This window comes from Kitasatospora brasiliensis (assembly GCF_032654805.1).
Taxonomy (GTDB): domain Bacteria; phylum Actinomycetota; class Actinomycetes; order Streptomycetales; family Streptomycetaceae; genus Kitasatospora; species Kitasatospora brasiliensis.
This window is the reverse complement of the sequence record NZ_JAUOOW010000001.1, coordinates 462,678-484,556: the sequence shown is the minus strand read 5'-3', so window position 1 is coordinate 484,556 and position 21,879 is coordinate 462,678. Positions and strand designations below refer to the sequence as shown.

The 21,879-nt window shown below is 71.8% G+C and carries 23 protein-coding genes; 15 read left to right on the top strand and 8 right to left on the bottom strand.

Annotated features, from left to right (window positions below; all coding sequences use genetic code 11):
• Window positions 1-108: 108 nt before the first annotated feature.
• On the top strand, window positions 109-459 hold the full coding sequence (locus QWJ13_RS02145; protein WP_316520106.1) for a VOC family protein: 351 nt from the start codon (window positions 109-111) through the stop codon (window positions 457-459).
• 78 nt (window positions 460-537) lie between these two features.
• Here QWJ13_RS02145 and QWJ13_RS02140 read toward each other — a convergent pair whose 3' ends face one another.
• The 7 genes from QWJ13_RS02140 to QWJ13_RS02110 are packed head-to-tail and all read right to left on the bottom strand — an operon-like array spanning window position 538 to window position 6,460.
• Window positions 538-1,530 carry a transketolase family protein gene (locus QWJ13_RS02140; protein ID WP_316520105.1) on the bottom strand — a complete coding sequence of 331 codons (993 nt, stop codon included), beginning with the start codon at window positions 1,528-1,530 and terminating at the stop codon, window positions 538-540.
• The gene (locus QWJ13_RS02135) at window positions 1,527-2,372 is read right to left on the bottom strand and encodes a transketolase (protein WP_316520104.1); all 846 of its coding nucleotides are present in this window, start codon (window positions 2,370-2,372) and stop codon (window positions 1,527-1,529) included. The genes QWJ13_RS02140 and QWJ13_RS02135 overlap by 4 nt, the downstream gene beginning before the upstream one ends.
• A complete protein-coding gene (locus tag QWJ13_RS02130; protein ID WP_316520103.1) occupies window positions 2,372-3,499 on the bottom strand; it encodes a M20/M25/M40 family metallo-hydrolase in 1,128 nt (375 codons plus the stop codon). The genes QWJ13_RS02135 and QWJ13_RS02130 overlap by 1 nt, the downstream gene beginning before the upstream one ends.
• A complete protein-coding gene (locus QWJ13_RS02125; RefSeq protein ID WP_316520102.1) occupies window positions 3,496-4,359 on the bottom strand; it encodes a [LysW]-aminoadipate kinase in 864 nt (287 codons plus the stop codon). The genes QWJ13_RS02130 and QWJ13_RS02125 overlap by 4 nt, the downstream gene beginning before the upstream one ends.
• Window positions 4,360-4,401: 42 nt before the next feature.
• Window positions 4,402-5,433, bottom strand: coding sequence for an N-acetyl-gamma-glutamyl-phosphate reductase (argC, locus tag QWJ13_RS02120; protein ID WP_316520101.1), 1,032 nt, complete (start codon window positions 5,431-5,433; stop codon window positions 4,402-4,404).
• Entirely contained in the window at window positions 5,421-6,299 is an 879-nt protein-coding gene (locus tag QWJ13_RS02115; protein ID WP_316520100.1) for a RimK family alpha-L-glutamate ligase, read from the bottom strand. The genes argC and QWJ13_RS02115 overlap by 13 nt, the downstream gene beginning before the upstream one ends.
• Window positions 6,296-6,460 (bottom strand): lysine biosynthesis protein LysW, encoded by a 165-nt coding sequence (locus tag QWJ13_RS02110; protein ID WP_316520099.1) that lies wholly within the window; start codon window positions 6,458-6,460, stop codon window positions 6,296-6,298. The genes QWJ13_RS02115 and QWJ13_RS02110 overlap by 4 nt, the downstream gene beginning before the upstream one ends.
• A 281-nt stretch (window positions 6,461-6,741) precedes the next feature.
• Here QWJ13_RS02110 and QWJ13_RS02105 point away from each other — a divergent pair, with 281 nt between their 5' ends.
• From QWJ13_RS02105 to QWJ13_RS02070, 8 genes are read left to right on the top strand one after another with little or no spacing between them, the layout of a single operon-like run.
• On the top strand, window positions 6,742-7,476 hold the full coding sequence (locus QWJ13_RS02105; protein WP_316520098.1) for a sulfotransferase-like domain-containing protein: 735 nt from the start codon (window positions 6,742-6,744) through the stop codon (window positions 7,474-7,476).
• Window positions 7,477-7,484: 8 nt separating this feature from the next.
• Window positions 7,485-8,051, top strand: a complete 567-nt coding sequence (gene cysC / locus QWJ13_RS02100) for an adenylyl-sulfate kinase (protein ID WP_316520097.1) — start codon at window positions 7,485-7,487, stop codon at window positions 8,049-8,051.
• Entirely contained in the window at window positions 8,048-8,986 is a 939-nt protein-coding gene (cysD, locus tag QWJ13_RS02095; RefSeq protein ID WP_316520096.1) for a sulfate adenylyltransferase subunit CysD, read from the top strand. The genes cysC and cysD overlap by 4 nt, the downstream gene beginning before the upstream one ends.
• Window positions 8,986-10,296, top strand: a complete 1,311-nt coding sequence (locus QWJ13_RS02090) for a sulfate adenylyltransferase subunit 1 (protein ID WP_316520095.1) — start codon at window positions 8,986-8,988, stop codon at window positions 10,294-10,296. Before cysD ends, QWJ13_RS02090 begins: the two co-directional genes overlap by 1 nt.
• A gap of 55 nt (window positions 10,297-10,351) precedes the next feature.
• Window positions 10,352-11,131, top strand: coding sequence for a thioesterase II family protein (locus QWJ13_RS02085; RefSeq protein WP_316520094.1), 780 nt, complete (start codon window positions 10,352-10,354; stop codon window positions 11,129-11,131).
• Window positions 11,109-12,260: an acyl-CoA dehydrogenase family protein gene (locus tag QWJ13_RS02080; protein WP_316520093.1), complete on the top strand. Its 1,152-nt coding sequence runs from the start codon at window positions 11,109-11,111 to the stop codon at window positions 12,258-12,260. Before QWJ13_RS02085 ends, QWJ13_RS02080 begins: the two co-directional genes overlap by 23 nt.
• A gap of 33 nt (window positions 12,261-12,293) precedes the next feature.
• Window positions 12,294-13,460, top strand: a complete 1,167-nt coding sequence (locus QWJ13_RS02075; protein ID WP_316520092.1) for an acyl-CoA dehydrogenase family protein — start codon at window positions 12,294-12,296, stop codon at window positions 13,458-13,460.
• Window positions 13,457-14,926, top strand: a complete 1,470-nt coding sequence (locus tag QWJ13_RS02070) for an FAD/NAD(P)-binding protein (RefSeq protein WP_316520091.1) — start codon at window positions 13,457-13,459, stop codon at window positions 14,924-14,926. The genes QWJ13_RS02075 and QWJ13_RS02070 overlap by 4 nt, the downstream gene beginning before the upstream one ends.
• Window positions 14,927-14,980: 54 nt before the next feature.
• Here the strand turns inward: QWJ13_RS02070 and QWJ13_RS02065 are convergent, their stop codons facing one another.
• Window positions 14,981-15,913: an NADP-dependent oxidoreductase gene (locus tag QWJ13_RS02065; protein ID WP_316520090.1), complete on the bottom strand. Its 933-nt coding sequence runs from the start codon at window positions 15,911-15,913 to the stop codon at window positions 14,981-14,983.
• A gap of 130 nt (window positions 15,914-16,043) precedes the next feature.
• On the opposite strand from QWJ13_RS02065, the gene QWJ13_RS02060 reads away from it, so the two are divergent.
• From QWJ13_RS02060 to QWJ13_RS02035, 6 genes are read left to right on the top strand one after another with little or no spacing between them, the layout of a single operon-like run.
• The gene (locus QWJ13_RS02060; RefSeq protein WP_316520089.1) at window positions 16,044-17,390 is read left to right on the top strand and encodes a class I adenylate-forming enzyme family protein; all 1,347 of its coding nucleotides are present in this window, start codon (window positions 16,044-16,046) and stop codon (window positions 17,388-17,390) included.
• A complete protein-coding gene (locus QWJ13_RS02055) occupies window positions 17,387-18,157 on the top strand; it encodes an SDR family NAD(P)-dependent oxidoreductase (protein WP_316520088.1) in 771 nt (256 codons plus the stop codon). Before QWJ13_RS02060 ends, QWJ13_RS02055 begins: the two co-directional genes overlap by 4 nt.
• A complete protein-coding gene (locus tag QWJ13_RS02050; protein ID WP_316520087.1) occupies window positions 18,151-18,423 on the top strand; it encodes a phosphopantetheine-binding protein in 273 nt (90 codons plus the stop codon). Before QWJ13_RS02055 ends, QWJ13_RS02050 begins: the two co-directional genes overlap by 7 nt.
• Before the next feature lie 3 nt (window positions 18,424-18,426).
• On the top strand, window positions 18,427-19,476 hold the full coding sequence (locus QWJ13_RS02045) for an AvrD family protein (protein ID WP_316520086.1): 1,050 nt from the start codon (window positions 18,427-18,429) through the stop codon (window positions 19,474-19,476).
• Window position 19,477: 1 nt separating this feature from the next.
• Window positions 19,478-20,176 (top strand): AAA family ATPase, encoded by a 699-nt coding sequence (locus QWJ13_RS02040; RefSeq protein WP_316520085.1) that lies wholly within the window; start codon window positions 19,478-19,480, stop codon window positions 20,174-20,176.
• A gap of 43 nt (window positions 20,177-20,219) precedes the next feature.
• Window positions 20,220-21,854: a vanadium-dependent haloperoxidase gene (locus QWJ13_RS02035; protein WP_316520084.1), complete on the top strand. Its 1,635-nt coding sequence runs from the start codon at window positions 20,220-20,222 to the stop codon at window positions 21,852-21,854.
• Window positions 21,855-21,879: the final 25 nt, after the last annotated feature.

The following is a 21,879-nucleotide window of genomic DNA, read 5'->3' as shown; positions in this document are numbered from 1 at the left end:
TGTGGCACGGGCGGCCTGGCCGCCCGTGCCACACTGCTCTGTGTGCGACGGCCGCGGTCCCGGGACAGCGGCCATACCTACTGGGACTGTTGGGAACGGGAGAATCGCGTGGGTGTCCAGCTCTACAACGTGGTGATCGACTCGGCCGACGCGGCGAAGCTCGCCGCCTTCTGGGCCTCGGCCACAGGCTGGGACGCGGCCGAATGGTCCAGCGCGGACGAGGCGGTCGTCCGCAACCCCGGAACGGGCGTCAACCTCTACTTCATGCGTGTACCGGAGGAGAAGGCCGGCAAGAACCGGGTCCACCTCGACCTCAGCCCCACCCCGGACAGCGACGCGCGTGCCGAGATCGAGCGTCTCACCGCGCTCGGCGCCCGGGTGCTGACCAAGTACGACGGATACACCGTGCTGGCCGATCCGGAGGGCAACGAGTTCTGTCTCACCGGAGACCTCGGCTGACAGACGTGACCGACGACGGTGACGGGGCCCGCGCACGCAAGCGCGCGGGCCCCGTCACCGTCGAGCTGCTCCGCGGGATCAGCCGACGCGGCGGCCGAGCAGTGCGCGCCGTGTCTCGGCGGCCACCGCCTCGGCGGTGATCCCGTTCCGTTCCAGCAGGTGCTGCTGTCCTCCGCTGCCGGCCGCGAACCGGTCCTGCACCGCGACGCGTCGCACCGGGCAGGCGACCCCGAGCCCGGCGACGACCTCGGCGATGGCGGAGCCGAGCCCCCCGGCGGCCCAGTGTTCCTCGACGGTGACGACGGCCGCCGTGGTCTCCGCGGCCTCCACCACGGCGTCGACGTCCAGGGGCTTGACCGTGTGCATGTTGAGCACGCCGGCCGCGATGCCCTCGTCGGCCAGCTCCTTGGCGGCGGCCAGAGCGGCGAGCACCGGGTAGGGTCCGGTGGCGATCAGCGTGACGTCCCGGCCGGACCGCAGCCGCTGCGCCACGCCCACCCGCAGGGGCGGCAGATCCGCCCCGAGATCGGGAGTGCCGCCGCGGCCGAGGCGCAGGTACACCGGACCCGGCACGTCGAGCGAGGCTCGCACCAGCTCCTCCGTGGCCGCGGCGTCGGCCGGCACCAGCACCGTCATGTTGGGCAGGAGCCGCATCACCGCCAGGTCCTCCAGCGCGTGGTGGGTCGAGCCCAGATGCCCGGCCGACAGGCCACTGTGCGTCGCCGCGATCCGGACCGGCAGGTTGTTCAGCGCGATGTCCAGCTTGACGGCTTCGAGGGCACGGGTGCCGGCGAAGGCCGCCATGGTGTTCGCGAACGGCATCCGTCCGCACCTGGCGAGACCGGCCGCCACCCCCATCATGTTCTGCTCGGCGATCCCGAGATTGACGTAGCGGTCCTGTGCCGCACCCCAGTCCACGGACGAGAACAGGCCGGTGTCGCTGTCCAGGCACACCAGGCGTTCGTCCTTGCCGATCAGCTCGGCAAGCAGGTCGCGGTACACCTCTCGGCTCGGCCGCGCCGCGGGCGCCTCGACCGCGGCCGGTACCGGCTCCCTCGTGCTCGTGGTCATGCCACCGTCTCCGTCTTCTTCCGTTGTGCGGCCAGAACCGCCAGGGCGCGCTTCTGCTGACGCCCGGCCAGACGTGCGTAGTGGCTCCGGGCCTGCCCCTCGACGTGGGGCAGGCCCTTGCCCTTCACGGTGCGGGCGATCACCACCGTCGGCCGGCCGGCCACCTGCGGGGCGCCGCCCAGTGCGGTCTGCAGTCGCGCGGGGTCGTGGCCGTCGACCTCGATCGCGGTCCACCCGAAACTGCGCCAGCGCTCCGCGAGGGGTTCCAGCCCCGCCGTGTTCTCGGTGGGGCCGGTGATCTGCAGGCCGTTTCGGTCCACCACCGCGACCAGGCGATCCAGCCGGTGGGAGGCCGCGGCCATCGCCGCCTCCCACACCGAGCCCTCCTGCAGCTCGCCGTCGCCCAGCAGCACGAAGCACCGGCGGTCGCTGCCGGCCAGACGCGCGTCGAGCGCGAAACCGACCCCGAGCGGCAGCCCGTGGCCGAGCGAACCGGTGGGCATCTCCACGCCGGGGACGGCGGGGTTCGGGTGCGCGGTCAGCATGCCGTCCGGCACGCCGTAGCCGGTCAGCTCCTCCTCGGGGAAGAAGCCGCGCTCGGCGAGGGCCGCGTACAGGCCGATCGCCCCGTGCCCCTTGCTGAGCACCAGCAGGTCCCGGTCGGGTGCGTCCGGGTGCTGCGGATCGATCCGCAGGACCGAGTGGTACAGCGTCACCAGGGTCTCCACCAGGGACATCGAGCCACCCAGGTGCCCGCCCTCGGGATTGCCGCACATCTCGACGATCAGTTCCCGGACCCGGAGTGCGTGCTCCTCCAGGGTGCGGGTGTCCGTGGCCGGCATCAGGAATCCTCCTCCACCCGGGCCGAGGGCACCAGGGAGAGCCGTGGTTGCGCGTCGAAGTGCGCGCTCAGTTCGGTCAGGGCGCGGGTGAGCACGGCAATGCCGCGCAGGTAGTCGCTGATCAGGATGTGCTCGTCGTCCGCGTGGTCCAGCCGGCTGTCGCCGGGGCCGTAGGTCGCCATGGGGACGTCCCAGTGCTCGGCCAAGGTGTTCATGTCGGAGGTGCCGGTCTTGAGCTTCATGGCCGGGTGGGCCTGCTGCGAGCGGATGGCCGTGGTGAGCGCCCGGACCACCGGATCGTTGCGGCCGACCCGGCAGGCGGCCACCGAGTTGATCACGCTGAGCCGTCCCTGGGGGAGCCGTGAGGACAGCCGGGCCACCAGCCCCTCACTGTCGAAGCCGGGCGGTGTGCGGATGCTGAACTCGGCCTCGGCGTGCACCAGGTCGCCGCGGATCTCCACGAGTGTGGCGCCGGGGGTGCCGAAGCCGGCGTGACTCGCGTCCGGCCCCAGCAGATCGAGCAGCACCGACCACGCCTCGGCGGCGAGTTCGGACGCCTTGGGCACCGGATTGCTCGGATGCGTCGGCTCGCACTCCACCTGGTAGCGCAGGTCGAGCTTGCCCTTGTAGCCGAGCACCACCGACTGCCAGCCGCTGGGCTCGCCGATGATCAGCGCATCGGGCCGCGGGTGGGTGTTGCGGATGTGCATCGCGCCCCGGGACAGGGGAGTCTCCTCCTCCACCGCGCCGACCACGACCAGCTTCCCTCGGAAGTCCACCGCGTCGGCGGCCGCACAGATCATGGCGGCCAAGGGACTCTTGGCGTCGACCGCGCCGCGGCCGTACAGCCGGCTGTGCTCGACCCGGACCGGGATCTCGCCCGGAATGGTGTCCATGTGACCGAGCAGCAGCACGGTCGGTCCCGGCCCGCGGGAGATCTCACCGACCGCGTTCCCCGCCTGGTCGCGGTGGGCCTGGAAGCCCAACTCCCGCATCACCTCGACGAGATGGCTGGAGATCCGCTCCTCGCCGTAGGACGGGGAGGGAATCTCCAGCATGCTCCGCAGCAGGCCGATCGTGTAGGGCTCGGAGAGCGTGCCCGTGGGGTGGCGCATGATGTCCGTCATCGGCTCGCTCCGCTCGCGGTGGTGGCCGCGGCCGAGAGGCTCGGCCCGCCAAGGACGATCTCCGTGCCCTCGCCGCGAAGAGCGGCGAGTACCGGCTCCCGGCGTCGGCCGTCTGCGATCAGCACCCGGCCGACGCCGAGTTGCAGCGCCTCCCGCGCGGCCACCAGCTTGAGCCCCATGCCGCCGCCGACGAACGGTGGCGGGCCGGACCGCGGCACGGTGCAGACCGGCAGGACGGAGGACTCGTCCGCCGGGTCCTCCAGGACACCGGGCGCGCCGGTGAGGAGGACCAGGGTGTCGGCGGCAAGGCCGCCGGCCACCGCGGCGGCGGCCCGGTCCGCGTCGGTGTTCACCGGCCGTCCGTCCTCGGCGACGGCCGGGGGCGACACGACGGGGGTGTGGCCGAGCGAGAGCAGCGCGTTCAGCAGCGCCGCGTTCACCTCGGTGATCCGTCCGCTGTGGTCGTCGCGGACCACCACCGTGCGGCCGTTCACCACGGCCCGGTGGGCGGACTTGCGGCGGGCCCTGAGCAGGCCGCCGTCGAGCCCGCTCAGGCCCACCGCGGACACGCCGGCGGCCGACAGCGCGGTGAGCAGCCGGGGTTTGGCCAGCCCGACCAGCGCGAGGTGGACGACCTCCAGCATCTCCTGGTCGGTGTGGCGTGCGGACACCCCGTCCGGCGCCACCAGGCGGCGTGACGCCACACCGAGTCGTCCGGCGAGCCGCTCGATGTCGGCCGAACCGCCGTGCACGAGTACCACGGGCCGGCGGCGGCGGGTCAGTGCGGCGACGTCCTCACAGACTGCCGCTGGGTCGACGGCGGCGTTGCCGCCGCATTTGACCACGATCGTCTCCTGCATTCTCGTCCTCTGCCAGGTCGGTCTCGATGGTGTGGTGCCCTGTCAGTTCGGGTGGAGTCCCAGGAACTCCAGTCCGGTGCTCTCCGCCCAGCCGAACCGCACGTTCATGCTCTGTACGGCGCCTCCCGCACCGCCCTTGACCAGGTTGTCCAGCGCGGCGACCAGCACGGCCTGGGTGCCGTCGTCGGAGACGGCGAAGCCCACGTCGCAGTAGTTCGAGCCGGAGAGGATCTTCGGCTCCGGCAGCCGGTACGTGCCGCGCTTGTGCGCCACGATCCGGACGAACGGTTCTCCCGCGTACGCCTTCCGGTAGCCGGCCCGCACATCCGCCTCCCGTACGCCCTCGACCAGGCGGGCACGGCAGAGCACACGCACGCCGCGCACCGCCTCGACACCCGTGGCGGTCATGGCCACGGGAAGGCCGGTGGCCTGGGTGATCTCCGCCTCGTGCCGGTGGCGGGTGGGCGCGAACAACCGCATCGCGCCGCTCCTTTCGGCGTGCAGATTGGCCGGTCCGGCCGTGACGCCGGATCCGCTGGAGCCGGTCAGGGCGTCCACCTGCACGGGCCCCTCGATCAGACCGGCCTCGGTCAGCGGACGGACGGCGAGGATGCCGGCCGTCGCCATGCAGCCGGGGACCGAGATCCGGTCACTGCCGCCGATCTCGTCGCGGTGCCACTCCGGCAGTCCGGTGGTGAACGTGCCGAGCAGTTCGGGCGCCGTGTGCGCGGTCTCGTAGTACGTCGCGTAGACGGCCGGGTCGCGCAGCCGGAAGTCACCGGAGAGGTCGATCACCGTCGGGGCGAGCCGCAGGTACTCGGACATCCGCTTCATGGTCTGCTTGTGCGGCATGGCCAGGAAGAGCACGTCCTGCTCGCCGGCGGCCAGCCGGTCGTGGGGCACGAAGGCCAGCTCGGTGCGGCCCCGCAGGTTCGGGTGGGGCCCGTCGAGTCGGCGGCCGGCGAAGCTGTCGGACGTGGCCGTGGTCAGGGTGACCCGCGGATGGCCGAGCAGCAGGCGGAGCAGCTCCCCGCCGATGTATCCCGAAGCTCCCGCTACCGCTACCCGAAGCATGACTGGGCCCTCGCAACCAGATGATCGATGATGTGGTCGGCCACCGAGATCTCCGATCCCATGGCCCGTTGAAATCCGGAGAACTCCACGCCGTGGTTGACCTCCAGCACCAGCAGTTCGCCGGAGGAGTCCTCGATCAGATCGACGCCCGCGATGTCCGCGCCGACGCTCAGCGCGGCCTGGGAGGCCAGCTTGGCGATCTCCGCGGTGAGCGGGCAGCGCACGGAATCGGCGCCCCGGGCCACGTTGGTGCGGAAGTCCTGGCAGCGGCGGTAGGTGGCTCCGACCGGCTCGCCGCCGATCACGACCACCCGGATGTCCCGGTCGGGCTTGGCGACCAGTTCCTGCACGTAGACGATGTGCGAGGCGGGCGAGGGCAGCGCGGCGATGTACTCCAGCACCGTCGCCGCGGTCTCCCGGTCCGGCAGTTTGGACACCAGTCGCCCCCAGGAGCCGGTGAGCGGTTTGACCACCGCCGGATATCCGAGGGAGTCCAGGGCGTCCAGTGCCGCTTCGGGGGTCAACGCGAGCGCGGTGCGGGGGGTGGGCAGCCCGGCGTCGCGCAGGGCCACGGAGGTGCGGTACTTGTCGCCGCACATGTCGACCGCCTGGGCGCTGTTGACGACCAGGGCCCCGCCGGCCTCCAGCGCCCGGGCGGCGTGGAGGGCACGGACCTGGCCGATCTCCCGGTTCAGCACCACCGGCCAGGGCGTGCCCCCCTCCTGCAGCCCACGCCACAACGTCCGGGTGTCCACGTGCTCGTAGGTCAGGCCGCGTCGCTCGAAGGCCTCCAGGATGCGCTTCTCGTCGAGGCGCAGCCGGGATGCGAGAACGGCGAACGTCGCCGGACGTGTGGCGGCGGTCACTCGCCCCAGTCCTCCTCGACCTCGGGGGCCAGCACGACCTGGACCGGGTCGACGGTCAGCACTTCCAGCTCGACGGAGCAGCCGCCGCACTCCACGATCTCGCTGACCTTGGGTGCCTCGGCGAGAGCGACCGAGCTCTCGCATTCAGGACAGATCACCATTTGACGCTCCTCAGTCCGTATCCCATGGATCTGCGATCAGTAGATCCGGCGCGAGGCCGCGATGGCGTCCATCGAGCTGATGAACCGACAAGGACTGATCCGTTGATCGGATGGGACGGCAGGCGGATCCGGCGTCCACACCCGCCTCAGCGGCGTATCGACGCCCTGTAGATGCCGTGTCGCAATTCGGCCGACGGCACCGGTCCGACCTTTACAGCGCTCTCGGGGCCGTGCCTGACTTGGTCCAATTCCGCTGACCCGTCGTATCTGGAGGAATTCCTTTGAGCAGCCCCGGAGATCGACCGCCCGTCCTGGCGCTGTGGAGTGCTCCGCGCAGCCGGTCGACCGCGTTCTTCCGCATGATGTGCGAGCGCCGCGACTTCCAGGTGCTGCACGAGCCCTTCTCCTACCTCGCCGAGTTCGGGGAGGTCGAGGCCGACGGCAGGACGCTGCGGTCCGAGCCCGATCTGCTCGCGGCCCTGCGCGACCTCGGGGACCGGGAACCACTGTTCTTCAAGGACACCACCGACGAGCGGTACGCCGGCGTTCTCGCCGACCGAGGGTTCCTGGCGCACGACGCCGTGCACACCTTCATCATCCGCCACCCGGCGGAGACCATCGCCTCCTACCATGCGCTCAACCCGGAGGTGAAGCGCGATCAGATCGGCTTCGAGGCCCAGTACGAGCTGTTCGAGGCCGTCGCGGAAGCGAGCGGCAAGGTGCCGGTGGTGATCGACTCGGCGGACCTCGCGGATCGGACGGAGGAGGTCGTCAAGGCCTACTGCGCGGCCGTCGGCATCCCCTATCTGGAGCACGCCCTGCACTGGCAGCCGGAAGCCCGGACGGAGTGGAGGCCCAGCGAGCGCTGGCACGTCGAAGTGAGCGTCAGCACCGGCATCCACCGCGAGCGCCGTGACCACGGCCTCGACGTCGAGCACCACCCGGTACTGGGCGGCTACCTGGAGCACCACCTGCCGTTCTACGAGAAGCTCCGCGCGCACCGGATCGTGCTGTGACCGGGGCCATGGCGGCGTCCCCGTCTCCCGTGTGCACCTGCTGGCCTGGGGCGACCGTGTGGCTGACCGGGCTGCCCAGTGCCGGCAAGACCACCCTCGCCTACGCGCTGGCCGAGGAACTGCGCAGGGAGCACCGCCGGGTGGAGGTCCTGGACGGTGACGAGATCCGCGCCGCCCTCTCGGAGGGGCTCGGATTCAGCCGGGCCGACCGGCAGGCGAACGTGCGGCGGATCGGCTTGGTGGCCGAGGTGCTCGCCCGCAACGGTGTGACCGTGCTGGTGCCGGTGATCGCCCCGTACGCGGACAGTCGACAGGCGGTCCGGGAACACCACCGGGGCTCGGGAACCCCCTTCCTGGAGGTGCACGTCGCCACCCCGGTCGAGGTGTGCGCCGAGCGGGACGTGAAGGGCCTGTACGCCAAGCAGGCCGCTGGTGAGATCTCCGGCCTGACCGGCGTCGACGACCCGTACGAGGCGCCGCAGGACCCGGAGCTGCGGCTGGAGACCCACACCGCAACCGTCGAGGAGTCAGTGGCGGCACTGACCGCCCTTCTCAAGGAAAAGGGACTGGCATGACGACCGTGACCCGGAACCTCGTCGTGACGCGGGAGAAGCCCGTCGCGCTGTCGCACCTGGACGCGCTGGAGGCGGAGGCCGTCCACATCTTCCGCGAGGTGGCGGGCGAGTTCGAGAACCCGGTGATCCTCTTCTCGGGTGGCAAGGACTCCATCGTCATGCTGCACCTGGCGCTCAAGGCGTTCGCGCCCGCGCCGGTGCCGTTCGCGCTGCTGCACGTCGACACCGGGCACAACTTCCCCGAGGTCATCGCCTACCGCGACCGCGTCGTGGCCCGGCACCACCTGCGCCTGCACGTCGCCCACGTCCAGGAGTTCATCGACAGCGGCCGGCTGCGTGAGCGCCCGGACGGCACCCGCAACCCGCTGCAGACGGTGCCGCTGCTGGACGCCATCGAGCGGAACCGTTTCGACGCGGTGTTCGGCGGCGGGCGCCGGGACGAGGAGAAGGCCCGCGCCAAGGAGCGCGTCTTCTCGCTGCGTGACGAGTTCGGCGCCTGGGACCCGCGCCGCCAGCGCCCCGAGCTGTGGTCGCTCTACAACGGCCGGCACGCGGTCGGCGAGCACGTGCGCGTCTTCCCGCTGTCCAACTGGACCGAGCTGGACGTGTGGCAGTACATCGAGCGCGAGGGCATCGAGCTGCCGGAGATCTACTACGCCCACGAGCGCGAGGTGTTCGCCCGCTCCGGCATGTGGCTGACGGCCGGCGAGTGGGGCGGCCCCAAGGAGGGCGAAACGGTCGAGCGGCGTCTGGTGCGCTACCGCACCGTCGGCGACATGTCCTGCACCGGCGCCGTCGACTCCGACGCCGACACCATCGCCGCGGTGATCACCGAGATCGCCGCCAGCCGCCTGACCGAGCGCGGCGCCACCCGCGCCGACGACAAGATGTCCGAGGCCGCCATGGAAGACCGCAAGCGCGAGGGGTACTTCTAATGACCAGCACCACCCATGCCGAATCCGGCGCCGCCTCGGAGCTCACCGCGACCTCGCTGCTGCGCTTCGCCACCGCCGGCTCCGTCGACGACGGCAAGTCCACCCTGGTCGGCCGCCTCCTGCACGACTCCAAGTCAGTGCTCGCCGACCAGTTGGAGGCCGTCGAGCACGCCTCCCGCAAGCGCGGCCAGGAGGCACCCGACCTGGCGCTGCTCACCGACGGCCTGCGCGCCGAACGCGAGCAGGGCATCACCATCGACGTGGCCTACCGCTACTTCGCCACCCCCCGGCGCCGGTTCATCCTCGCCGACACCCCCGGCCATGTGCAGTACACCCGCAACATGGTCACCGGCGCCTCCACCGCCGAACTCGCCGTCGTCCTCGTCGACGCCCGCAACGGCGTCGTCGAGCAGACCCGCCGCCACGCCGCCGTCGCCGCCCTGCTGCGCGTCCCGCACGTGGTGCTGGCCGTCAACAAGATGGACCTGGTCGACTACGCCGAGCCCGTCTTCGCCGCCATCGCCGCCGAGTTCACCGCCTACGCCGCCACCCTCGGGGTCAAGGACGTGACCGCGATCCCGATCAGCGCGCTGGCCGGGGACAACGTGGTCGAGCCCTCGGCCGACATGGACTGGTACGGCGGCCCGACGCTGCTGGAACACCTGGAGACCGTCCCGGTCGGCTCCGACCCGAGCGAGGAGCCGGCCCGCTTCCCCGTGCAGTACGTGATCCGCCCGCAGACCGAGGAGCACCCCGACTACCGCGGCTACGCGGGCCAGTTGGCCTCCGGCGTGCTGCGCGTCGGCGACACCGTCACCGTGCTGCCCGCCGGCACCACCACCACCGTCGCCGGGATCGACGTGCTCGGCGAGGAGCGCGACATCGCCTGGGCCCCGCAGTCGGTGACGGTCCGTCTGGCGGCCGACATCGACATCTCGCGCGGCGACCTGATCGCGGCCGGGCCCGCCGGCCCGCGGACGACCCGGGACCTCGAAGGGACGGTGTGCCACCTGCACGACAGCCCCCTCCGGGTCGGTGCGCGCGTCCTGCTCAAGCACACCACCCGCACCGTCCAGGCCGTCGTCAGGGAGATTCCCGCGCGAATGTCCCTGGACGGCCTGGCCCAGGAGGAGTTCCGGTCGGAACTCGCCGTCAACGAGATCGGCCGGGTGGTGCTGCGCACCGCCGAGCCGATCGCGCTCGACGACTACGTCGACAACCGCCGCACCGGTGCGTTCCTGCTGATCGACCCGGCCGACGGTGCGACGCTGACCGCCGGCATGGCCGGTCCGGCCTTCACCGGGCAGTGATCCCGCGGCACGCTCGCCGCTTGCTTCGTTCCGATCCAGAGAGGTGACTTCCGTCGTGGCGCGTCCGACACGCCCGCAGAGCTGGCTGCTGCGAAAGCCCAAGGGTGAGGCGCCCGCGCGCCTCTTCTGCTTCCCGTACTCCGGTGTGGGGGCATCGATGTACAGCAGGTGGCCCCAGCTGATCGGTCCGGCCGAGGTCTGCCTGATCCAGCTGCCGGGCCGGGAGAACCGCCTGCGGGAGCCGCACTACGGCACCTACGAAGGCCTGGCCGAGCCACTGATCGAGGCGCTGCTGCCCTACCTGGACCGGCCGTTCGGCTTCTTCGGCCACTGCGGCGGGGCGCTCCCGGGGTTCGCGACCGCCATGCGCCTCGCCCAGGACGGTCTGCCGGTCCCGGACCGGCTGTTCGTCTCGTCCCAGGTGGCGCCGCACGACGGTCCCTTCGGCAGGTTCCTGGGGATGACGGACGACGAGCTGGCGGTCGAACTCGCCGAGCTGACCAAGGCCATGGGCGGTACCCCGCACCCGGCCATGATCGAGCTGAGCCTGGGCGTGCTGCGCGCCGACGTGGACGCCAACCGGGCCTACCGCCTGGACAAGCCGGTGCGACTGCCCAGCGCGGTCCACGCCATCGGATGGGACCGCGACCAGGAGATCCGGCCCGAGCAGATGACCGGCTGGAGTGAGTACGCCGACCCCGGGCGGTTCCGTCCCGTCGTACTGAGCGGCGAACACTATGCCTTCCTTTCCGCGCCGCAGGAGCTGATCGACGTTCTGGGCAGCGGGATGGCAGCGGCGATGGGGGAGCGTGATGGATCTCGAACTGACGCCTGACCAGTCGGCCTACCGGCAGGCCGTCCGTGAGGTGCTCGGCAGCGACGAGGCGAGGGCCGAGGCGACGCGGGTCCGGACCACCCGAGGCGCCGAGGGCGGGCTGCTGGACGTCTACCGCAGCCTCGGCCGGCGGGGCCTGCTCGCCCCCAACTGGCCGGAACAGTACGGTGGCGCCGGTCGGACGATCGTGGAGAAGACCATCCTCACCGAGGAGCTGATCGCCCACGGCGTCCCCGACATCGTGCACACGCTCGGCATCGACATCGTCGGCCTGGCGCTGCAGTTGTTCGGCACGGAGACTCAGAAGCAGCGGCTGCTGCCGCCGCTCGCCCGCGGCGAGAGCGCGGCCGGGGTCCTGTTCAGCGAGCCGGAAGCCGGTTCCGACCTCAGCGCGCTGCGCACGCGCGCGGAACGGGACGGAGACGGCTGGCGGCTGTACGGGCGGAAGATCTACAGCGCCAAGACCCATCTCGCCGACTTCGCGCTGTGCGCCGCCCGGACCACCGAGGCGGAGGTCCGGCTGCACGGCCTCACCGTCTTCGTCGTCCCGCTGAAGACGGTGGGCGTGACGGTGGAGCCGCTGTGGAACATCGGCAACGAGCGCTTCAACGAGGTGACCTTCTCCGGCCTGCGGGTGACCGAGGAGGACGTCCTCGGTCGGGTCGACGACGGCTGGCAGGTGATCGGCCAGGTCCTCGGCTTGGAGCGCACCGGCGTGGAGTTCCAGGCGAAGGCCCGCCGCTGGCTGGACGCACTGCTCGACCGGTCCGGGGACACCGGCGCCGCGGCCGCCGAGGGCGACCGGCTGGTGGCCCTCGACGCCGAGGTCCGGGCAGCCCGACTGCTCGCCTGGCGGTGCGTCAACAACCTCCAGAACGACACCGTGGACGAGGTGCACTCCGCGATGGCCAAGTACCTGGCCGGCGAGACGGCGCGCACGGTCGCCCTGGTCGCGGCGGAGCTGCTCGGACCGGACGCGCTGCTCGCCGGGGACGACGAGGAGCAGGCACCGGATCCAGGTGTGCTGGAGGCCGCCTACCGGGAGGCCCCGGGGCTGACCCTGGCCTCCGGAACATCCGAGGTCATGCTCACCCTGATCGCCTCCACGGGCCTCGGCCTGCTCGCCTGAGACGACGAACCTCTCCGACATCGAGGACTCGCCATGGACGTCACACTTGCCCCGGACCAGCTGGCGGTTGGCCGGCGCTTCGCCGAGCTCCTGGACGACGAGCTCGCGCCACTGATCCGGCGGATGGCCGACCGTGCGGGACCGCCCGCGCCTCAGAGCGGTCCGGACGACGCGGACGGCGAGGACAACGCCTCGGTCCGGGTGATGATCTGGGAGGCACTGACGGCCCTGGGCGCCGTGCGGCTCGGCCATGAACCGGAGAGCCAAGCACACCAGCAGGTCGCGGTGCTCGCCGAGCAACTGGGCCGAGTGCTCTACCAGGGCCCTCTGCTGGACACCCTCGTCGCGACACGCGCGGTGCTGCGCAGTTCCATCGCGGACGGCCCGTTCCTTGAGGACATGCGCGCCGGCACGGCCGTCGCGGCCGCGATCCGCAGCGGCACCACGCGCCCCGACAACGAGCCGATCGAGGTCGACCTCGCCCGTGGCACGGTGACAGCCGAACGCCGCTTCGTCGGCTTCGCAGCCGAAGCCGAGCACCTCCTGATCACCGGCACGACGGCCGCCGGAGAGCGACGGACGGCCCTGGTTCCGCTCGCCCAGCCTTCCGTCGGGCTGCGTCTCCAGGAGGAGCTGGGGCGCGGCGAGATGTACGCGGTGCGGCTCTCGCAGGCCCAGGTGGCCACCTGGCTCGACTTCGGTGACGATCCGGAGAGCGCGTGGGACGAGATCCTGGCCTCTGCCCGGATCTTCCAAGCCGCGTACCTGGTGGGGCTGAGCGAAGGAGCGCTCCGTCTCGGCGTCCGGCACGTCACGACACGGCGACAGTTCGGCGCCCCGCTGGCCCATCGGCAGGCGCCCGCCTTCCTGCTGGCCGGGTTGGCGACCCGGATCGACGCGGCCCGGCTGCTGACACGGGCCGCCGCCTGGGAGGCGGACCAGGGGGCCGACTGCCGGCTCGCGGCCGCACAGGCGCTGTCGATGGCGTCGACACTGGCCCGCGAGGCGACCCGCGACGTCATGCAACTCCACGGTGCCCGGGGGATGACGCAGGCCTGCGATGCCCAGCTCTTCTATCGCCGTGCGGCCGTGGAGGCCGTGACCCTCGGCACGCCCGTGCGTCTGCGTGCCGAGGTGCTGCCGCTGTTGACCCGGTCGCGGCTGCCCGACCGGCCTGCGGGCGACCTGGTGCGGTCGTGAGCGGGAACCGCCCTCCGTACCGTGTGGCTGTCGTCGGCGCGGGTGCGGCCGGGACGTTGACGGCAGCCCAGCTGTTGCGGAAGGCGGAGGGTGCGGGCCGGAGGATCGAGGTGCTGCTCATCGATCCGGCGGCGCGGACCGGCCCCGGTACCGCCTACCGGACGTCGGACCCCCGCCACCTGCTCAATGTGCCGGCCGGGCGGATGAGCGCCTTTCCCGACGATCCCGAGCACTTCCTGTGCTGGCTCGGCGCCGACCGGCGCTCCGCGTCACCCGGCGACTACCTCCCCCGGCAGGTGTACGGGCGGTATCTGACAGAAGTGCTGGAGCGGACCGAGGCCACGTGTCGCCGGGCCGTACTGCACCGTGTGCGGGACCGGGTGATCGCCGTGCGCGCACCCGGGTCCGAGGGGTTGTTCCTGCGACTCGCCGGCGGAGACGAGAAACGTGTGGACGCGGCCGTGCTCGCGCTCGGCGGCCTCACTCCCGGCGACGACTGGGCGGATGCGCAGCTCAGAGGCTCCGGCCGTTTCGTGGCCGATCCCTGGGCGCCGGGTGCGCTCGGCGGCGTACCCGACGACCGGGACGTCCTCCTGGTCGGCACCGGCCTGACCATGGTCGACCTCGCCGTCACCCTGGTTCGCCCCGGCCGCGTCGTCCACGCGCTGTCCCGCCACGGTCTGCTTCCGGGGGAGCACCTCCTCCAGCCGGCCCCGGCAGCCGCGCCGCCGGTTCTCAGCGACACGGACACGCTCGACGGGCTCCGGCGGGAGGTCCTGCGATACCTGTCCGTCAACCGCCGCGCCCACGCGGACTGGCGTCCCGGCATGGACGGACTGCGGCCCGTGACGGCGGCGCTGTGGCAGCGGCTCTCCGTCGCCGACCGGTCCCGCTTCCTGCGGGAGGACCTGCGGACCTGGGAGGTCCACCGGCACCGCATGGCGCCCGAGACGGCCGCCGCCGTGCGCGAAATCATGGCCTCCGGGCGACTTCGGGTGAGCAAGGGGGAGGTGACCCGGACGGCACAGGACGAGGAAGCGGTCGAGGTGCGGCTCACCGACGGCAGGAGGCTCCGGGTCGGCGCGGTGGTGAACTGCACCGGAGCCTGGACGGACGTGCGCCGCACCGCCGACCCGCTGGTGCGTTCCCTGCTGGACCGGGGGCACGCGCGGCCCGGCCCGGCGTGCCTGGGCATCGACACGTCGGGCGACGGACGTCTGGTCCCAGGGGGCAGTGGTACGACTGCCCCCCTGTGGGTGGTCGGTGCCCTGCGGCGCGGCAACCTGCTGGAGACCACGGCCATCCCGGAGATCCGCGTCCAGGCCGCCGAGGTGGCGAGCAGCGTCCTTTCGGCGTCGACAGCGCCGACAGCGCCGACGCAGTACGTCCACGGCCGCGCCGGCGCCCGCCCGCCCGTCCCCGACCTGCCCGACTTCCCGCTCAGGCCCCGGGGCCGGGTGCGCTGAGCGGCGGGCGCGGGGCGGCGCACTGCTCGGCTCGCGGGGGCGCCGGAGGGCCGGTCAGGGGACCAGGACGAGCTTGCCGGTGACGTGGCCCTCTTCGCCGAGGGTGTGGGCGCGGGCGGCCTCGGAGAGGGGGATGACCTCCTGGACGTGGGCGCGCAGCACTCCCTTGGCGGCCAGGTCGGCGATGGCCGTCATGCCGGTGTGGTCGTGCTCCACCAGCATCGGGGTGTAGCGGATGCCGCGGCGGGCGGCCGCGGCGAGTTCGTCCTCGGTGGCGCCGGGCAGGAGGGCGACCAGGGTGCCGCCGGGGCGCAGCACGTCCACCGTGCGGATGCGGGTCTCGTCGATCAGCGGCACGAGGGCCGTGTCGACGTCCCGGACGGTGTCGCGGAAGTCCACGGTGCGGTAGTCGATCATGTCGTCCGCGCCGAGGGAGCGGACGAAGTCGTGCTTGGCGGCGCTGGCCGTGCCGGTGACGCGGGCGCCGAGGTGCTTGGCCAACTGGACGGCGAGGTGGCCGACTCCGCCGGCGGCGGCGTGGACCAGCACGTGCTGTCCGGGCCGGACGTCGGCGGTGTCGACCAGGGCCTGGTAGGCCGTGAGGGCGGCCAGGGGCAGGGCGGCCGCCTGGACGTGGTCGATCCCGGCCGGCTTGCGGGCGAAGGCGCGGGCCGGGCCGACGGCGTACTCGGCGTGGGAGCCCACCCCGTGCGGGTACGGCAGCATGCCGAACACCTCGTCGCCGGGCTGGAAGAGGGCGACCCCGAAGCCCACCTCCTCCACCGTGCCGGAGAGGTCCCAGCCGAGGACCCGCGGGGGCTGCTCGAACCACCCCTTCCGGGCCCGGCCCTTCCAGTCGGTGGGGTTGACGCCGGCGGCCCGCACCCGGACGAGGACCTGGCCGGGACCGGGCTTCGGCACCGGCAGTTCGATCTCCTTGAGGACCTCCGGACCGCCGTAGACGTCCTGCTGGCTGATCGCGCGCATGGTGCTCCTGACGATGTGACGAGAACGGTGGCCTCACCGTAGGTCCTTGACCGAGCGCCTGGCTGGTGGCCGTGACACCAGGATCAGCGCCCACCTTCCTGTCAGGTCGGGCCGGCTCCAGGATCGAGGCATGAGCCAGACACTGACAGAGGCCCTGCGGTCGCACGGTGACCGAGAGGCGATCGTCTTCCATGGTCGGACCACGACTTACCGGACACTGCTGACCGCTGTCGAGCAGTGGCGGGCCCGGCTCGACGAGCACGGGATCCGCGCGGGGCAGGTCGTCGCGCTGGAGTCGGCGTACTCACCGCAGGCCTGCGCCGCGCTGGTCGCCCTCATCGAGGCGGGTGCGATCATCGTCCCGCTGGTCACGCTGCCGGACGCCAAGCGGGCCGAGTTCCACGAGATCGCCGAGGTCGAGACGGTCATCACCCTCGACGGGACGGACGCGGACCCGAGCATCACCGCTACCGGGCGCTCGGCGGGCCACGAGCTGTTCGCCGCGCTGCGCCGGGAGGAGCGGCCCGGCCTCGTCCTCTTCAGTTCGGGCACCACGGGGCGCAGCAAGGCGTCCGTCCTGGACTTCACCAAGGTCCTCGCCCGCTACCGGGCCGGACGCCCCGCGCGCACGCTCTCCTTCCTCAACCTCGACCACATCGGCGGCATCAACACCCTGCTGCACACCCTGGTGCACGGAGGTGCGGTCGTCACCGTGGCCGAGCGCACCCCGGACAGCGTCTTCGGGGCCATCGAGGCGCACCGGGTGGAGGTGCTGCCCACCACGCCGACCTTCCTCACCATGGCCCTGGTCTCCGGAGCCTGCCGGAAGTACGACGCCTCCTCGCTGCGCCTGGTCTCGTACGGGACCGAGCCGATGCCCGAGCAGACCCTGCGCGCCTTCCACGAGGCCCTGCCCGGCATCCGGCTCAAGCAGACCTACGGCCTGTCCGAACTGGGCATCCTGCCGACCAAGTCGAAGGACGACTCCTCCCTGTGGGTCAAGCTCGGCAGCGGCAGCGGCTTCGACTACAAGATCGTCGACGGGGTGCTGTGGGTCCGCTCCGAGATGGCCATGCTCGGCTACCTCAACGCCCCCGCGCCCTTCGACGAGGAGGGCTACTTCAACACCCAGGACATGGTGGTGTGCGAGGGCGAGTACCTGAAGATCCTCGGCCGCGCGTCGGAGATCATCAACGTGGGCGGGGAGAAGGTCTACCCGGCCGAGGTCGAGAACGTCGTGCTCGAAGTGGACAACATCGCGGACGTCACCGTCTCGGGCCGGCGCAACCCGGTGACCGGCATGGTCGTCCAGGCCACGGTCAAGCTCGTGCGCCCGGAGGACGAGCAGACCGTCGCGGCCCGCGTGCAGGCGCACTGCGCCGCCCGCCTGGAGCCCTACAAGACGCCCCTCATCGTCCGGGTCTCCGCGGACGAGCAGCACTCGGACCGCTTCAAGAAGCTCAGGAGCGCGGCGTGAGCGACGTCAGCGGCCTGAGTGACACGAGCGGCCCGAGCGAGGCGAGCGGTGTGGCGCTGGTCAGCGGCGGCAGCCGCGGCCTCGGCCGGACCCTGGTCACCCGGCTCCTCGCGGAAGGCTGGAAGGTCGCCACCTTCAGCCGGAGCGCGGGCGACTTCGTCGAGGAGACCCTGAAGGCCGAGCCCGACCGGTTCTTCTGGACCCACGCCGACCTCCAGGAGCCCGACACCGTGCGGGAGGCGGCCAAGGCCGCGATCCGGCACTTCGGGCAGGTCGACCTGCTGGTGAACAACGCGGGCGTGCTGGACCAGGGCCTGTTCGTGACGATGCCGCCCCGGCAGGTCGAAGCCCTCATCACCGCCAACCTGACCTCCCCCGTGGCCCTGGCCCAGGTGGTCGCCCGGTCCATGGTGGCCGCGGGCGGCGGCGTGATCGTCAACGTCTCCTCGGTCAACGCCGTCCGCGGCTACCGGGGCGTGGCCGCGTACAGCGCCGCCAAGGCGGGCCTGGACGGTCTGACCCACAGCCTCGCCCGCGAACTGGGCCCCGCCGGGATCCGGGTCAACACCGTCGTGCCCGGCTTCTTCGACTCGGACATGACCTCGGTCGTCACCCCGGAGTACCGCGAGCGCATCCGGCGCCGCACCCCGCTCGGTCGGCTCGGCGACCACCAGGAGATCGCCGACGCCGTGCTCTACCTCGCCTCGCCGCGATCCGGTTTCGTCACCGGCCAGCGGCTCGTCATCGATGGAGGAATCACATGCTGACCCTGGACGTACGAACCGTGGTCATCGAGGAGATCAAGGCGCTGCTCGACGCGGACACCGCCGACGACCTCGGCGACGTCACCGCCGAGACCGAGCTCAGCGCGCTCGGCCTCAACTCCCTCGCGTTCGCCCGGCTCATCATCCGCCTGGAGAGCGCGGTCGGCGCCGACCCCTTCGGGGAGGGCCGGAGCCTCGCGACCCTGCGCACCGTCGGTGCTCTGGCCGAGGCGTACGAGCAGGCGCTGAGAGCCCGCAAGGAGGCCTGAGCGATGCCCACGTCCGCACCGACCCTGCTGCGCCTGCCCTCCGTCGAGGACTACCTCGGCCCCGCCGAGACCCGCTTCTTCTCGGCCGGCTACCGCCGCGCCGAATACGCCGTCCACGACGTGCGCGTCACCCCGGGGGAGCGGCCGGGAGCCACCGCCGTCATCTCCCTCTCCTACCCGCGCGACTGGTCGAAGAAGAAGGCGTCGACCGACCTGTTCCCGCATGTCAGCACCGTCGACATGCTGGTGGTCGGGCTCCAGCTGTCCGAGGCGTACCTCGTCCACACACACCGGCTCGACGCCGAGCAGCGGCGCCGAACCCGTGTCCGGAAGATCACCCTGAAGGCGGGCACCACCCCGCAGGAGGATCTGACCGGCCTGTCCGCGGCGGCCGAGCTCCGGGGCACCCGCGAGGACCCGACCGCCGAGGGCGGCCACGTGTCGACCTTCACCGCGCACGTGGGCGTGATGACGGCCCGGTACGAGATCGAGCACGCGGCGCCGGCCCGGACCGGCGAGGACGGTGCGTACCCCTCGCTCGACGCGCTCCTCGGCCCGGCCGCCGGCCGCTACTACGGCGAGGGCTTCAAGCTGCGCGAGCACACGATCGGCGACGTCCGGGCCGACGTGGGCGAGTCGACCGCCACCGCGACCGTCACCACCCGAAGCCTGCCCGGCTACGAGGCGGTCACCGACGGCCTGGACGGCGACCACCTCGTCACCGGCCTCTCGCCCGTCGACTGCTTCGTCACGAACCTCCAGCTCATCCAGGTGCTCCTGTACGAACTCGACGGGATCAGCCGCAAGGACAGCAACACCCTGTGGATGCAGAAGACGGTCCTGACCGCGGTGGGCCCCGACCACCTCGCGGCCGAACCCGCCGCCGCCCAGGTCGCCTTCACCGACAAGTGGCTCGTGCCGCTGCGCGGCGGACTGTGGCGTGACGTCACCGTCGCCGCCAGCCTCGGCGGTTACCGGATGCAGTGCTCCTTCGCCCATGAACTCCCGCCGCACGCTGCCGCGTTCGCCGACGGCCAGACCATTCGAGGCTGACATGAAGATCTCCGTATCCGGTACCTACTCGGCGGGCAAGACCTCCACGGTCATGGCCCTCTCCCACTACCTGGGCGTTCCGCGGACCCTGGCCCGGACGATCCGCGCGATCCTGCCGGAGGCCGTGCCCGGCAAGGCGCTCGCCGAGGTCACCCCCGCCGAGTTCCTCCACCTGATGCTGCGCCGCCACTGCGAGCGCGCGGTCGCGGAGGCCAAGCTCGGCGACACGTTCCTGTCCGACGGCTCCTCCCTCCAGGAGTGGCTGTACGGCGCCGCCCGCGTCGCCCACGGCATGAACCCCAACGCCACCGCCGGCAACGAGGGCGGCCTCGCCCCCGAGACCAGCGACGAGATGCGCTTCTTCGGCGAGGTGGTCGACGAGTACGGCAAGGCGTTCCGCACGCACGTGCGCCAGACCTACGACGTGTTCATCCACCTGGAGCACGAGCTGGAGATCACCTCGGACGGCCACCGCCCGATGAACAAGGGCTTCCGGGACACGATCGACCGGATGCTCCTGGAGACCGTCGAGGAGTTCGGGATCCCCCTGCACCGGGTCAGCGGCACCATGCCCGAGCGCATGGAGAAGATCACCGCCGTCCTCGGCCTCACCCCCGTGATGAGCATCGAGCGTGCCCTCGAACTCGGCAAGCGCGACTACGACGCCCAGGACTTCCGTCTCGAAACCGAACGCGCCTGAGCCGGCCCAGGACCGTACGCCTCCACGAGAAACGGGAACACCGATGAACCGTAGATCCCTCCTCAGGTCCACCGCGGCCCTGTCCGCCGCCCTCGGCCTCACGGCGGCGGAGTCCGGCCTGTCCACCTCGTACGCGGCCGCCGAATCCGCCACCGAGGACGCGCGGATGAACGAGCGGACCCGGATCGGACGCGAGCTGCGCCGCCAGGCCGCCGAGCAGGACTATCCGGCGACGCTGCCGGCCCACCCGGTGAACGGCGAGGAGACGTCCCTGCCCGGCCGGCTCGGCAGCTACTCGAAGGGCCTGCCGCACAACGACCTCGGCGAGGTCGACGGCCAGGCCTACAACCTGATGCTGAAGGCCCTCGCGAGCGGGAAGCCCGCCGACTTCGAGGCGATCCCGATGGCCGGCGAGCGCAAGCAGCTCGGCCCGCAGGGCGGTCTCGCGTACGACCTGGCCGGGCCCGACTTCGCCAAGCTGGTCGTCCCGCCCGCGCCCCGGATGGACAGCGCGCACGTGGCCGCCGAGATGGCCGAGCTGTACTGGATGGGGCTCCTGCGCGATGTGAAGTTCACCGACTTCGAGGACTCGGCGCTCGCCGCCGCGGCCGCCGCCGACCTGTCGACGTACTCCGACGGCCGGATGCCCAAGCAGGCCGGCAAGGTCACCCCGCACGCGCTGTTCCGCGGCCAGACCCCGGCCGACCTGGTCGGACCGTACATCTCGCAGTTCCTGCTCCGGCCCGTCCAGTACGGCACCCTGCGCGTGCCGCAGCTGCACGACACCGTCCAGCCGGGCGTGGACTTCGGCACGGAGTTCGGGGAGTGGCTCGCGCTCCAGCGCGGCGCGGCGCGCACGACCCAGCGGGACTTCACCCGCACCCGCCACCTCCAGACCCCGCGCGACCTGGCCCACTACACGCACTTCGACGTGCTCTACCAGGCCTACCTCAACGCCGCGTTGATCATGCTGGGGCTGCCGCAGGCGAGCGTCCAGGACCAGGGCAACCCCTACCTGGGCTCCAAGAACCAGATGGGCTTCCCCACGTACGGGACGCCGCACCTGGTCTCGCTCCTCGCCGAGGTCGCCGTACGGGCCATCAAGCACACCGAGTACCAGCAGTTCTTCGTCCACCGGCGGCTGCGGCCCGAGGTGTTCGCCGGACGGATCGAGGTGCACAAGCGGCGCAGCCCCGGCCGCTACGCGGGGCTGCTCCCCGGGGAGATCCTGGACTCCGAGGTGCTGGAGCGGAACCTGGCGGCGCACGGCTCCTACCTGCTGCCCCAGGTCTTCCCCGAGGGCTCGCCGATGAGCCCCTCCTACCAGAGCGGCCACGGGACCGTGGCGGGCGCGTGCACGACCGTGCTCAAGGCGTGGTTCAACGAGTCGTACGTGCTGACGGACGCGGTCGTGCCGAGTGCCGACGGCACGTCCCTGGTGCCCTACACGGGCGCCGACAAGGACTCCCTGACCATCGGCGGCGAGCTGAACAAGCTGGCGGCCAACATCGGTGCGAGCCGCGCCTGTTCGGGCGTCCACTACCGCAGCGACAACACCGAGGCCTTCGCGCTCGGCGAGACGATCGCCATCGAGATGATGCGGGCCCAGAAGACGCTGTTCAACGAGGGTGGCGGCTTCTCGCTCACCCGCTTCGACGGCACCACCGTCACCATCTGAACCCCGATAGAAAGAAGACAGGAAA